Origin of the sequence: Senegalia massiliensis (genome assembly GCF_009911265.1) — a bacterium.
Taxonomy (GTDB): Bacteria; Bacillota; Clostridia; order Tissierellales; family SIT17; genus Anaeromonas; species Anaeromonas massiliensis_A.
Genome location: NZ_QXXA01000023.1, coordinates 14,072 through 28,901, shown reverse-complemented (window position 1 = coordinate 28,901; position 14,830 = coordinate 14,072). Strand labels below are relative to the sequence as shown.

Here is a 14,830-nt window from a genome sequence, read left to right as displayed (position 1 = left end):
TCCCAACCTTTCTATTTTGCTATTCAAATCTTATTATATAAAATAATTGTTGAAATGTACAGAATCTTTAATAAATATTCGTGATAATAAGTAAATAAACATATTTTTGTTAATTAAAAGCTCTTAAATTACAATAATATATGGTTTTGAATTTTTTTATTTTTCTTGAAATAAATTATCGTTAAGTTTTAAAAATGTAAAATTATGATATATTCTAAAGGAAATACGATATTGTATAATAAAATATGTGAAGAAATTGAAGGGAATCTGAAGTATGGAAAGGCATGTTAAGTACCTTTATTTCCTTTAATTAATGTATAGTTGGAAGTTGGTGAAGAATTATATGAAAAACATGAGGTCCAGTATATTTTGCTACAGAAAATGAAAAAAATGAAGATAGAAAAAGTATATCTAAAGTATTAAGGGACCAAGTGGTGGGTTTTCTACAATAAGATCAATTGCAATCAAATTAAATTAGACTATTTATTGAATAACTTAGAATTTCATTTAGGATTACAAGGTTTTGAAAAAGAACAGATTTTATAACAACATTTAATATAGCATAAATTATGAAAAGCTTTAGGAGGTGACATTCTCTCCTAGAACTTTTTATTTTGTATTTATTAATATAGTTTTAAAATAAATTCATAAATTTTATGATACAATAATAAGGTATGTATATAAAATACATTTAAATATTTTTAGGAGCTGATATTATTGAGTATTGATAAATTTTATGAAAGATTAAATAATAAATTTACGAATATTAAAATTGAAAAGTGCGTTAGTATGAAGAAACATACATACTTTAAGATTGGAGGTCCAGCTGATATAGTAGCATATCCAAATAATATAGTACAAGTTCAAGAGTTAATTAAATTTTGTAATGAAAATAATATTGAATTTTTTGTACTTGGTAATGGGACTAATCTTTTAGTTAGAGACAAGGGGATAAGAGGACTTGTAATAAAAATAGATGATAATTTAAATGATATCAAAGTAGATGAAAATAGAATAATAGCACAAGCTGGTGCAAAAGTATCAAGAGTCGCCAAAGAAGCTCTTAAACATTCACTTACAGGATTAGAAGGGGCTAGTGGTATACCAGGTTCTATAGGTGGAGGAGTTACTATGAATGCAGGTGCATACGGAACGGAATTAAAAGATGTTATAACTAATGTGAAATGCGTTGATGAATATGGAGATATTAAAGATTATAATAAAGATGAGATGCATTTTGGATATAGACATTCCAGAATACATGAGAAAAAACTAATTGTTGTAGAAGTGGAAATGGTATTTAAAGAAGGAGAGTATGATAAAATAAAAGCAGCAATGGATGATTATACTCAAAGAAGAAACTCTAAACAACCCATAGAGCTTCCTAGTGCAGGAAGTACATTTAAAAGGCCAGAAGGTGATTATGCCGGAAGACTTATTGATGTATCGGGGCTTCGTGGTATAAGATATAAAGATGCTCAAGTATCTGAAAAACATTGTGGTTTTGTTGTAAATAGAGGTAATGCTACATGTGAGGATATACTAAATTTAATAAAAGTAGTACAAAAAACAGTAAAAGATAAACATGGAATATTACTAGAAAGAGAAGTTTTAATTGTAGGCGAAGAATAGGAGTGATATTATATGGAATTTGTTATAGTGACTGGACTGTCTGGAGCTGGTAAAAGTCAAGCTATCAAGGTAATGGAAGATTTAGGATTTTATTGTATGGATAATTTACCACCTTCTTTACTTCCTAAATTTGCTGAATTATGTTATCAAACAGTTAATCATGTAAAAAAAGTAGCTCTTGTAGTTGATATAAGAGGTGGAGAGTTTTTTGATGATTTATTTGATAATTTATCAAAGCTAAAAGATTTTGGATATAATTATAAAATAATGTTTTTAGATGCAAAAGATGATGTTTTAATAAAAAGGTATAAAGAGCATCGAAGACCACATCCACTTTCTCCAAATGGACAAATTACCGTAGGCATTGAAAAAGAACGAAAAATATTAGAAGATATCAGAACAAAATCTGACTATTTAATAGATACTACAAATTTGTCTATTAAAAATCTTCAAGAAGAAATAAAAAAGATATTTATGGAAGGTGAAAAGAAAGATAATTTTAATATATCTGTTATATCATTTGGCTTTAAACATGGAATACCACTTGATTCAGACCTAGTATTTGATGTAAGATTTCTACCTAATCCACATTATATAGATGAACTTAGAGATTTTACTGGAAATAATAAAGATGTAAGAAATTATGTAATGAATTACTCCCAATCTAAAGAATTTCTAAATAAATTAATTGATATGACCACTTTCCTAATACCTTATTATGCAAAAGAAGGGAAGTCTCAGTTGGTGATAGCTATAGGATGTACTGGTGGAAAACATAGATCCGTCACTATTGCAAATGAATTATATAGATATTTAAAAAATAATAATTATAAAACTATAATTAATCATAGAGATAGTGAAATAGAGTAGTAGATAAAATTATGAAAAAAATATATAGTATAAAATCTGGAATAAAAAGATGGGTTATTCTTTGCATAATAGGAGTAATATTATTATCACTAGGAATATCTCCAATATATAAATATATGGATTTAATAATAATTAATAATTATATGTATATAATTATGGTTATATTTGGAGTTGCAATTACATTTTTTGCTCTTAGAAGGGTACTTACAATAATTTTAACTATAGTAAATCAGCATAAATATGAAGTTGATATAAGTAGAAATTCAGTTACAGGAATGTTAAACAAGAAAAAAATATTAGATAAAGGACCAAGGGTTGTAATTTTAGGTGGAGGTACAGGATTATCTGTATTATTAAGAGGGCTTAAAAATCATACATCTAATATAACAGCTGTAGTGACAGTTGCAGATGATGGGGGAGGATCTGGTGTTTTACGTTCAGACTTAGGAATGCTTCCACCAGGAGATATTAGAAGTTGTATATTGGCACTTGCAGATACAGAACCCACTATGGAAAAACTTATTCAATATAGATTTACTGAAGGTGATTTAAAAGGACAAAGTTTTGGTAACTTATTTATAGCAGCAATGAATGGTATATATGATAATTTTGAACTTGCAATAAAAGAAATGTCAAATGTATTAGCAGTATCAGGAAAAGTTCTTCCTATGACATTGGAAGATGTAACATTGTTTGCCAAACTTAAAAATGGTAAAACTGTAAAAGGAGAATCTAATATACCTCTTATTAATGGAAAGGTAAATAGTGAAATAGATTATGTATTTTTAAAACCTGAGGAATCATTTCCACTTGAAGAAACAATAGAAGAAATAAAAAGAGCAGATATAATATTGCTTGGACCAGGAAGTCTATATACTAGCGTAATACCGAATTTAATGATTAAAGGTATAGTAGAAGAATTAGAGAAATCTAGTGCAGATAAAGTATATATTGCAAATGTAATGACACAACCTGGGGAAACAGATAATTACTCAGTAAAAGATCATATATCTGCTATATTGAAACATTCTAGTGAAGATATAATTGATCATGTAATAGTAAATAATGAAAAATTACCTTTGGAAATATTTGAAAAGTATTCATTTGATGGGTCAGAGCCTGTATTATTAACAAAGGAAGATGAAAAATTTTTAAAGGCTAATAATATTAACATTATAGAAGATAATTTAATCGATATAAAAAATGAATATATTAGACATGATACAGTTGAACTTAGTCGTATAATTGTAGAACTTGTTCCTAAGTATAAGTCTAAGATTTTAAACTTTTTAATATCAAAAAGGGATATTAGTAAGAACTAATATCCCTTTTTGATATTTTTTTACTATATATTTAAAAAAAGAAGGATTTTCTTAATATTTGTATAATAATATATATAATAGAGAAAAAGGTGGGATAGCATGAGTAGTACAACTAGGAGTATATTTAAATATACAAATGAAAAATATAATAAGTCTATAAAAGAGTATAAAGATATTTTAAATAAAATATCTCCTTATATAGAATTATTACTTATTAATCAAAAAAAATATGATATAAGCATAAATTTTTTTGATAAAAATTGCTACTTATTAAAACAGTGGGGATCCACAGAATGTTTAAATGAATTAAGTTATACTAATTTAGTAGAGGGTGTATGTTGGGAAAATAAGTTTATGGGAATTAATGCTACTGGTGAAGTTTTCTTAAATAGGGAGTATTCTATAATTGATAATGATAAATATATAGAGATATCTGTGCCAATAAATGATAGGAAAGATAAGTTATTATCTATTTTAACTATTATTTTGATTAATGAAGAAGAAAAATTTAAATATTATGAATCATTATTACATATAAAAAGCACTTTAGAAAAACAATTAAGAAGTAAAAATAAAATAGAATATTCCGAATTCTTAAAACAGAAAGTCCAAAAAAGAGAAAAATTATTTATGGCTGTTATGGAAAATTTCAATATGGCTGTTATGATAGTTGGCTATCCTAGTTTGCGTATACAATATATTAATAACCCGTCAATTAAATTAATTGATGGAGTCACAGGAGTAGATATTGAGAAAGATGATTTATATGGAATATCACTTTATGATATAGAAAAGTCACAGAGATGTGATATAATCAATCATACTATAGATAGTATTAGAGATAAGAATTTTGAAACATTGAGCAAATCTAAACTTCAGTTTCAAAATGGAACTAAAAAAATTATGAAATTTTCAAGGATACCTATATATGATGAAGATGAAAATATAAAATCAGTAGTAATAACAGGAATGGATATAACAGAGGAATCAGAGTTTTTAAATACAAAAAATAAATTCTTTTCATTGATTTCTCATGAACTTAGATCACCTGCAAATATTATAATTTCAGCAAGTCAATTGCTGCTTACAGATAAATATAAAAAATTATTAAGTAAAAATGTTACAAGTCATATTGAAATGATGAAAATTAATTCATATAGATTACTTAGACTTATAAATAATTTTTTAGATATAGAAAAGTTTCAAGCTGGATTTTTAGAATTAGATATGAAAAACTATGATATAGTTCATTGTACAGAAGAACTTACGAATTCTATAATAGATTTAACTGATAGTAAAGGAATAGAAGTTATATTTGATACTGAATTTGAGGAGAAAATAGTAGCATTAGATATAGATAAGTATGAAAGAATAATACTAAATTTATTATCAAATGCTACTAAATTTACTCCTGAGGGAGGACAAATATTAGTAAATTTATATGAAGGTCAAGAACACTTAGTAGTTTCAGTAAAAGATACTGGTATAGGAATAAAAAAGGAAAATATACCTAAAATTTTTAATAAATTTAATAGTATAAAATATAATTTACCTAGGGTAGATAGTGGCACAGGTTTAGGACTTAATTTAGTTAAAAATCTTATGGAAAAGATGAATGGAATAATAAAAGTAGATAGTAATTTAGGAAAAGGAACAGAGTTTAAATTGTTTTTTCCAAATATAAAATTAGAAGATGAAGAACTAGGATATGTGAAACGGACTCAAAAAGAAATAGAGCACATAACAAATATAGAATTTTCTGATATTAAATAAAGGATTTTTCATATTTTTATCGAATATTTAAAATAGGTGATAGTATAAAAAGGAGGTTATTTAAATGTATGAAAAAATGGCAGAACCATATAAAATTAAAATGGTTGAACCAATAAAACTTATACCTAAAGAAGAAAGAGAGAAAAAAATTAAAGAGGTAGGATATAACCAATTTGGACTTAGAAGTGAAGATATATTTATAGATTTACTTACTGATAGTGGAACGGGTTCTATGAGTGATAATCAGTGGTCAGGTCTTATGATAGGTGATGAATCATATGCAGGAAGTAGAAATTATTATAATTTAAAAGAAACTATAAAAGATTTAATAGGATATAATTACTTTGTACCTACACATCAAGGTAGAGGTGCGGAAAACGTTATCTTTCCGTTGTTAATTAAAAAAGGACAATATGTATTAGGAAATATGCATTTTGATACTACAAAGGCTCATATAGAATTAAAAGGTGGTAGAGCTGTTAATTTAGTAATAGATGAGGCATACGATACAGCTATAGAACATCCTTTTAAAGGAAATTTTGACATAGCAAAATTAGAACAATTCATAGAGCAAAATGGAAAAGAAAGTTGTGCATTTATAATAATTACAGTTACATGTAATAGTGCAGGAGGGCAACCAGTATCTATAGAAAACATAAAGAAAGTTAAAGAATTAGCAGATAAATATGAATTAAAAATAATTTTTGATTCAGCACGTTTTGCTGAAAATGCATATTTTATAAAGAAGAGAGAAAAAGGTTATGAAGATAAATCTATAAAAGAAATAATAAAAGAGATGTTTTCATATGGTGAAGGACTTACCATGAGTGCTAAAAAAGATGGAATAGTTAATATGGGTGGAATGATAGCTCTAAAAGATGATGAGAAACTATTTGAAAGTGTTAGACAAAATGTGATTCCAATAGAAGGATTTCCTACTTATGGAGGTCTATCTGGTAGAGATATGGAAGCTTTATCTAGAGGTTTACGTGAAGTAATAGAAGAAGATTATTTAACTTGTAGAATAGGTCAAGTTGAATACTTGGGAAGAGAACTAGAGAAAATAGGAATACCGATACAAAAGCCAGTAGGAGGTCATGCAGTATTTGTAGATGCTAAAAAGATGTTACCACATATACCATACTATGAATTTCCTGCTCAGTCTTTATGTGTAGAATTGTATAAAGAGGCTGGTATACGAGCAGTGGAAATTGGTTCATTTTTATTAGGAAGAGATCCAGATACAGGTGAACAATTAGAGTCTCCTTTAGAATTATTAAGACTTACTATACCAAGGAGAGTATATACAAATAATCATATGGATGTTATTGTAGAAGCATTTAAAAATATAAATAAAAGAAAGGAACAACTAAAAGGTTATACTTTTAGTTATGAACCAAAAGTATTAAGACATTTTATAGCTAAATTAAAGCCAATAGAATAAAAATAAATAGAGATGCAATTGCATCTCTATTTATTTTCTAAGTAAAGTATTCCTAATTTTATTGTGTTTATAAGTGAATCTATATGACATCTTTCATGGGCATGAGAACTATCCACACCAGGACCTATTAGACCTGCCCTTATTTCCCATCCAGCTCTTAATGCTGCAGACGCATCAGAACCATAATGAGGGTAAATATCAACAGCATAATTTAAATTATTTTCTTTAGAAATATTAACTAATTTATTTTTAAGATCATAATCATAAGGTCCACTTGAATCTTTTGGACATATTGTAACTTTATATTCACTAGATGATTGTCCTTCACCTACAGCGGCCATATCTATAGCAATGAACTCATATGTTTTTTCAGGAATTGATGCAGATGAACCGTGGCCTACTTCTTCATAATTACTTACAAAGAAATTAGTAGTATATTTAATAGTTATATTATTATCTTTTATATATTTTGCTATGGAAAGTAATATAGAAACTCCAGCTTTATCATCTAAATGTCTTGATTTAACAAAATCAGTATCTGTAATCACAGTTCTAGTATCAAAGCATACAAAATCTCCTATAGATATTCCTAATTTTTCAACATCTTCTTTTGAATTTACTTTTTCATCTAGTCTAACTTCTATTGAATTTTCATCTCTATCACTTTTATCGGTTTTACTTCCGTGAACATGAACAGAAGCTTTATCTAATACTACTGTTCCAGCATATTGTTTTTGGTCTGATGTAATTAGTTTTACATATTCACCTTCAATAGAATGCCAATCATAACCTCCAATTTGAGAAAGTTTAAGTCTTCCATTTGCCTTTATTTCTTTAACCATAGCACCTAAAGTATCTACATGAGCAGATAAAGTTCTATGCTGTTCGTCATTCTCACCTTTAATAGTTGCAATTAAAGCTCCTTTCTTAGTAATTATAGTGGTAACACCTAATTTTTTAAACTCATTTTCTACATAATTAATTATATTTTTTGTATAACCTGTAGGACTAGGAGTTATTAATAAGTTTTTCAAAATATTTTTTGTGTAATTTAAATCAATATTCATATTCACACCTCTTTTTTAAGAATTTTTTGACTATAATACTATTGTATAATATAATTATTATTTAATTCAACTATTTTTAATTTTAATAATTATGATATAATATATTAAAGTTTTATTTTGAATTTAATATACTTCTCTTGAATATATTTGTAGAGGAGAGTGGTTATATGAAATGTGAAACTAGCTCAGGAGGCGTAGTTATTTTTAACAATGCAATATTATTGTTAAAAAAGTATAATGGAGATTGGGTATTACCTAAAGGTAGAGTAGAAGAAAATGAAAATTTATCACAAGCTGCAATTCGAGAAGTTTATGAAGAAGGTAGTGTACATGCTGATATAGTTAAATATATTGATAGTATTAGTTATAGCTTTAGAAATAATAGAAACTCAAATAATGAATTAGTCAAAAAAACAGTTCATTGGTTTTTAATGAGAACAAATAGTATGGAATGTTATCCTCAAAAAAGAGAAGGTTTTATTGAGGCTAGATTTGTTCATATAGATAGAGTAGCTGAACTTGCTAAATATGACGATGAACAAGAAGTAATAAAAAAAGCCATAAATGAAATAAACAATGATTAGGGGGATGGAAATGTCATTTTCATCTAAAACAAAGAATATGTTATCAAGATTAGATATAGAAAATACTTGTTGTGCTAGGGCAGAGCTTGCAGCACTCATAAGAATGAGCGGAACAATTCAACTAACCGGAAGAGGAAATATAAATATCAAATTTTCTACTGAAAACGCTGCCATAGCTAGAAGGATTTTTTCATTAATTAAAAAACTTTATAATTCACAAATAGAGGTCATGGTAAGAAAGAATAAACAATTGAAAAAAAATAATAACTACTTAATGATAATTCATGATTCAAAAAGTGTAAATGATATTTTAAAGGATACTGGTTTATTCGATAAAGATAAGAATAAGTTATTAGATATTAGCTATAAAGCTCCAAAGGATATCATTAGAAAAAAATGCTGTAAAAGATCATATATTAGAGGTGCTTTTTTAGGTGGAGGTTCTTTAAGTGATCCTGAGAAAACTTATCATTTAGAATTTGTTACTCATGATAAAGAGTTTGCAGAGGATTTATCTAGTATAATAAATTCATTTGATTTAAATTCAAAAATAGTAGTTAGAAAAGACTATTATGTAGTATATATAAAAGAAGGAGAACAAATAGTAGATTTATTAAATATTATAGAAGCTCATAATTCATTATTAGAACTAGAGAATATAAGAGTTGTAAAAGGAATAAGAAATGATATAAATAGGTTAGTAAATTGTGAAACAGCAAACTTAAGTAAAACTATAAATGCTGCAATTAGACAAGTAGAAAATATAAAATATATAGAAAATACAATTGGCATAGAAAAGTTGCCTATTAATCTACAAGAATTAGCTAATTTAAGATTATATTATAAAGAATCAAGTTTAAAAGAATTAGGAAATATGTTAAGTACACCTTTAGGCAAGTCTGGTGTTAATCATAGATTAAGAAAAATAGAAAAGATAGCTCAAAATTTAAAACAGAAAGAGAGGAACGGAAATGGAAGTAAAAGTAGTCGTGGTAAAGAATAAAATAGGATTACATGCAAGACCGGCTGCATTATTTGTTCAAACAGCAACTAAGTTTTTAAGTAAAATATATGTTGAAAAAAAGGGAAGAAAAGTTAATGCTAAAAGTATAATGGGTATAATGGCTCTTGGAGTATGTCAGGGAGATCAAATAAAATTATATGCTCAAGGAGAAGATGAAAAAAAAGCAATAGAAGAATTAGAAGATTTATTATTAAATAAATTAGAACAAGAATATATTTAGAAATATAAATAAAAAATATGATAAAATAAAGTAGATAGTTATATACTATCTATTTTTTAATATTAATGAAGGTGGTTATAATGAATAAATTTACTCATTTACATCTCCATACAGAATATAGCCTTTTAGATGGAGCTTCTAGACTAGATAAATTAATTGATAGAGTCGAACAACTGGGCATGGATAGCGTAGCTATAACTGATCATGGAGTAATGTATGGTGTCGTTGATTTTTATAAAAAAGCTAAAAAAAGAGATATAAAACCTATAATTGGTTGTGAGGTATATATATCTAAAGGAGATTATAGAAGAAAAGATAGAGATAAAGATAAGAGTCAATACCATCTTGTTCTTCTTGCAGAAAATAATACTGGATATAGAAATTTAATTAAAATTGTATCAGAAGGATTTGTAAATGGATTTTATTATAAACCTAGAGTAGATTTTGAAGTCTTAAAAAAACATAAAGAAGGAATTATAGTTTTAAGTGGCTGTCTTGGCGGTGAGCTTCAGAGAAACTTGATAAATGGAAACTATGACAAAGCTGTAGAAATAGCAAAAAAATATAGAGACACATTTGGTAGAAATAATTATTTTTTAGAAATACAAGATCATGGTATTAAAGAACAAAAATTAGTAAATCAAAGTATGTTTAAGTTAAGCGAAGAGTTGGGGATAGAATTAGTTGCAACAAATGATGTACATTACATTGAAAAGAAAGATTCTAAATTTCATGATGTATTATTATGTATTCAAACTGGTAAAACTATAGATGAAGAAAAGAGAATGAAATTTCCTTCATCAGAATTTTATCTTAAATCATATGAAGAAATGTCAGAGGTTTTCCCAGAACATTTACAAGCATTAGAAAATACAGTTAAAATATCAGAAAGATGTAATGTTGAATTAGATTTTAATACACTTCATTTGCCTGAATTTGAAGTTCCTAAAGGATATACAAATGAATCATACTTTGAAAAGTTATGTTATGAGGGATTACAAAAAAGATATGATAAGATAACTGATGAAATAAATAATAGACTAGAATATGAAATGAAAGTTATTAAAGACATGGGATATGTTGACTATTTTTTAATTGTATGGGATTTCATTAGATATGCTAAAGAAAACAATATAATGGTAGGACCTGGGAGAGGTTCTGCAGCTGGAAGTTTAGTTAGCTATACTCTTGGAATAATAGATATAGATCCTATTAAATATAATTTAATATTTGAAAGATTTTTAAATCCTGAAAGGGTTACTATGCCAGATATAGATATTGACTTTTGTTATGAAAGAAGAGAAGAAGTTATTGATTATGTAGTAAAGAAATATGGAGATAGTAGAGTAGCACAAATAGTAACATTTGGAACTATGGCTGCACGTGGTGCTATTAGAGATGTAGGTAGAGCACTTGATATATCATATTCAGAGGTGGATTATATAGCAAAACAAATACCTATGGAATTAGGTATAACTATTGATAAAGCTTTAGAAATGAATAAACAATTAAAGGAAACTTACAATAGTGATAGAAAAGTAAAGAAACTTATTGATACTGCAAAAGATGTTGAGGGAATGCCAAGACACACTTCCACTCATGCTGCTGGTGTAGTAATTTCTAAAAAAGCAGTAACAGAATATGTACCTCTTTCTAGAAATAATGACTCTATTATTACTCAGTTTACAATGACAGAACTTGAAGAGCTAGGCCTTCTTAAAATGGATTTTTTAGGTCTTCGCAATCTTACTGTAATAAGAGATGCTAAAGATTTAATAAAAAAGATCCATAATAAAAATATAGACTTTAGTAACTCTAATTATGATGATAAAGATGTTTATAAGATGTTTCAAAAAGGAAATACTTTAGGAGTATTTCAATTTGAAAGTGCTGGAATGAGACAATTTTTAAAAGAATTAAAACCAACTGAGTTTGAAAATATTGTAGCAGCAAATTCTCTATTTAGACCAGGTCCAATGAGGCAAATTCCTAGATATATAGAGAACAAAACACATCCAGAAAAAATTCAATATACTCATCCAATATTAGAATCAATACTTAAAGTAACCTATGGATGTATGGTATATCAAGAACAGGTAATGCAAATTGTTAGAGATGTAGGCGGTTACTCTATGGGTAGATCAGATCTTGTTCGTCGAGCTATGGGTAAAAAGAAAATGGATGTAATGGAAAGAGAAAGACAAAATTTTATCTATGGAAAAAAGGATGAAAATGGTAATGTTGAAATAAAAGGTGCAATTAGGAATGGAGTAGACGAAAAATCAGCTAATAAGATATATGATGAAATGATAGATTTTGCTAAATACGCATTTAATAAATCACATTCTGCAGCTTATGCAGTCTTAGCTTATGAAACAGCTTGGCTTAAATATTATTATCCTGTAGAATTTATGGCAGCATTACTTACAAGTGTAATGGGCAGTACTAATAGTATATCATTATATATTCAAGAAAGTAAAAGAGTAGGAATAGAAGTATTACCTCCAGATATAAATGAGAGTTTTTCAAATTTTACAGTAACAAAAGGAAAAGTTAGATTTGGACTAGAAGCAGTAAAAAATGTTGGAAAACCTTTGATAGAATCTATAGTAAATGCACGAAAAAAAGAAGGGAAATTCATTTCACTTACAGATTTTTGTGGTAGAGTTGATTCCCATTCTTTAAACAAAAGAGCTATAGAAAGCCTTATAAAAGCAGGTGCATTTGATTCAATAAGAGGTAGTAGAGCTCAACTTTTAGCTGTATATGAAAAGGTACTTGAAGGGGTTCAACAAGATAAAAAGAAAAATATAAAAGGTCAATATAATATGTTTTCAAATTCAAGTTCAAAAGATCAAAATGAAATAAAGAGAGATTTATTACCTAATATAAATGAATTTCCAGAGAAAACATTATTATCAATGGAAAAAGAAATGATGGGAATATATGTTAGTGGACATCCTCTTTCATCATATGAAGAGACTTTAAATAATATATCAACTTTGAGTACAGCAGAACTTTTAGAGTTAGATGGTAGTAGTGGAAAAAATGAAAAACAAATAAAAATTGGTGGTATAATAATTTCAAAGAAAAATAAAATAACAAAAAACAATAATATGATGGCATTTGCAACTTTAGAGGATTTATTTGGTACAATAGAACTCATAATATTTCCTAAGGTTTATGATCGATATCAAAAGTTTATAGAAGAAGATAAAATAGTAAAAGTAGAAGGTAAACTTAATATTGAAGATGAAGGAGAAGTAAAAATAATTTGTAGTTCTATAACACCTCTTAAGAAAAGTAAAAATGAAAAACTTTATCTTAAAATTTCAAAAGATAAAGATAAGAATATATTAAGTGACATAAAGAAAATATTATCTTATTATAGAGGTGAAATTCCAGTATATGTTTATTTTGAAAAAGATAAAAAAACTGTGAGAGCAACACGTGATTTTTGGGTAAATATTAATAATAAAGAATTAGTAGAAAAATTAAAGAGTATATTAGGGGAAGATTCAATTAAATTGATATGATTATATACATTCAAACTTCAAATAGATTTTTAATTCGATTTGAAGTTTGATACATCCTTTATTATAAAAAAATTTATGGTATAATAACAAAGTAGAATATAAATATGTGTTTTTGGAGGTAAATCATGTGGACAGCAGTTCATATAATTGAAGGTGAGAAAACAGCTATTGAATTGAAAGAAAAACTTATTCAAGAAGGTTTTTTAATAAAGTTAAAATTATTTGTAAAGGATGGAGATATAGAAAATTATCAAATAATGACACCTGAATTTGAAGCAAATGATGTTTATAATGCAATAATTGATTTAGGATATTGAAAATAAAAATAAAATTTATTGATTTTTATCTAAAATGGGACGTATTGCGTCCATGATGGTTAAAAAGTAAGGAGGATAATATGAAAACAATAGGAGTTTTAACAAGTGGAGGAGATGCTCCAGGCATGAATGCAGCAATAAGGGCTGTAGTAAGGACTGCTATATATAATGGAGTTCGAGTATTAGGTATAGAACAAGGATATAATGGTCTAATAAATGGTAATATCAAAGAAATGCAATTGTCAAGCGTTGCAGATATTATTCACAGAGGTGGGACTAAACTTAGAACTGCTCGATCAGAAGAGTTCAAAACAGAAGAAGGTAGAAAGAAGGCATTGAATGTTTTAGAAGTATTTGGTATTGATGGATTAATAGTTATAGGAGGAGATGGCTCATTTAGAGGTGCTCAGAAATTGAATGAGTTAGGTCTTCCTACGGTTGGAATACCAGGAACTATTGATAATGACTTAGGTTATACTGATTATACAATTGGATTTGATACTGCAGTAAATACAGTATTAGATGCTGTTAGTAAAATTAGAGATACTTCTACATCACATGGAAGGGCTAATATTATTGAAGTTATGGGTAGACATTGTGGAGATATAGCATTGTATTCTGGACTTGCAGGAGGAGCTGAATCTATTATAGTACCAGAAGTTGGTTACGAGGTTGATAATGTTTGTAAAAAGCTATTAAAAGGAAAAAATAGAGGAAAGCTACATAGTATAATAATGATAGCTGAAGGAGTAGGTAATGCAAGTCAATTAGGAGAAGAAATTGAAGAGAAAACAGGAATAGAAACTAGAGTTACAATTTTAGGTCATATTCAAAGAGGTGGAAGTCCAACAGCTAGAGATAGAATACTTGCAAGTCAAATGGGAGCTGAAGCAGTTAATTTACTTTTAGCAGGTGAAACTTGTAAGGTTGTGGGTATAAAAGATAATAAGATAATGAGTATGAATACTAATGAGGCATTAGAATATGAGCGTGATTTAGATCAAGAAATGTATAAGTTAACTAAAATATTGTCTATTTAAT

General features: G+C 27.3%; 12 protein-coding genes. 11 read left to right on the top strand and 1 reads right to left on the bottom strand.

Annotated features, from left to right (window positions below; all coding sequences use genetic code 11):
* Positions 1 to 717 precede the first annotated feature (717 nt).
* The 5 genes from murB to D3Z33_RS15305 all read left to right on the top strand — a co-directional run bounded on the left by murB (position 718) and on the right by D3Z33_RS15305 (position 7,041).
* Positions 718 to 1,632, top strand: a complete 915-nt coding sequence (gene murB / locus D3Z33_RS15325; protein ID WP_243153536.1) for a UDP-N-acetylmuramate dehydrogenase — start codon at positions 718 to 720, stop codon at positions 1,630 to 1,632.
* Between the two features lie 12 nt (positions 1,633 to 1,644).
* Positions 1,645 to 2,502, top strand: a complete 858-nt coding sequence (gene rapZ / locus D3Z33_RS15320; protein ID WP_160198651.1) for an RNase adapter RapZ — start codon at positions 1,645 to 1,647, stop codon at positions 2,500 to 2,502.
* A gap of 11 nt (positions 2,503 to 2,513) precedes the next feature.
* The gene (locus tag D3Z33_RS15315; RefSeq protein WP_160198650.1) at positions 2,514 to 3,824 is read left to right on the top strand and encodes a gluconeogenesis factor YvcK family protein; all 1,311 of its coding nucleotides are present in this window, start codon (positions 2,514 to 2,516) and stop codon (positions 3,822 to 3,824) included.
* A 99-nt stretch (positions 3,825 to 3,923) separates the two neighbouring features.
* A complete protein-coding gene (locus tag D3Z33_RS15310) occupies positions 3,924 to 5,597 on the top strand; it encodes a sensor histidine kinase (RefSeq protein ID WP_160198649.1) in 1,674 nt (557 codons plus the stop codon).
* Positions 5,598 to 5,661: 64 nt separating this feature from the next.
* Positions 5,662 to 7,041, top strand: coding sequence for a tryptophanase (locus tag D3Z33_RS15305; protein WP_160198648.1), 1,380 nt, complete (start codon positions 5,662 to 5,664; stop codon positions 7,039 to 7,041).
* Between the two features lie 26 nt (positions 7,042 to 7,067).
* Here the strand turns inward: D3Z33_RS15305 and D3Z33_RS15300 are convergent, their stop codons facing one another.
* Entirely contained in the window at positions 7,068 to 8,108 is a 1,041-nt protein-coding gene (locus D3Z33_RS15300) for a M42 family metallopeptidase (RefSeq protein ID WP_160198647.1), read from the bottom strand.
* Positions 8,109 to 8,275: 167 nt separating this feature from the next.
* Between D3Z33_RS15300 and D3Z33_RS15295 the strand changes: the two genes are divergently transcribed.
* The 6 genes from D3Z33_RS15295 (at position 8,276) to pfkA (ending at position 14,829) form a co-directional block, all read left to right on the top strand.
* A complete protein-coding gene (locus D3Z33_RS15295; RefSeq protein ID WP_160198646.1) occupies positions 8,276 to 8,692 on the top strand; it encodes an NUDIX hydrolase in 417 nt (138 codons plus the stop codon).
* 10 nt (positions 8,693 to 8,702) lie between these two features.
* Positions 8,703 to 9,695, top strand: coding sequence for a DNA-binding protein WhiA (gene whiA, locus D3Z33_RS15290; protein WP_160198645.1), 993 nt, complete (start codon positions 8,703 to 8,705; stop codon positions 9,693 to 9,695).
* Positions 9,664 to 9,936, top strand: a complete 273-nt coding sequence (locus D3Z33_RS15285; protein WP_160198644.1) for an HPr family phosphocarrier protein — start codon at positions 9,664 to 9,666, stop codon at positions 9,934 to 9,936. Before whiA ends, D3Z33_RS15285 begins: the two co-directional genes overlap by 32 nt.
* 80 nt (positions 9,937 to 10,016) lie before the next feature.
* Positions 10,017 to 13,472 carry a DNA polymerase III subunit alpha gene (locus D3Z33_RS15280; protein WP_160198643.1) on the top strand — a complete coding sequence of 1,152 codons (3,456 nt, stop codon included), beginning with the start codon at positions 10,017 to 10,019 and terminating at the stop codon, positions 13,470 to 13,472.
* 125 nt (positions 13,473 to 13,597) lie between these two features.
* Positions 13,598 to 13,789 (top strand): hypothetical protein, encoded by a 192-nt coding sequence (locus tag D3Z33_RS15275; RefSeq protein ID WP_130807686.1) that lies wholly within the window; start codon positions 13,598 to 13,600, stop codon positions 13,787 to 13,789.
* An 80-nt stretch (positions 13,790 to 13,869) separates the two neighbouring features.
* Complete coding sequence (pfkA, locus tag D3Z33_RS15270; RefSeq protein ID WP_160198642.1) at positions 13,870 to 14,829, top strand: 6-phosphofructokinase; 960 nt, start codon at positions 13,870 to 13,872, stop codon at positions 14,827 to 14,829.
* Position 14,830: the final 1 nt, after the last annotated feature.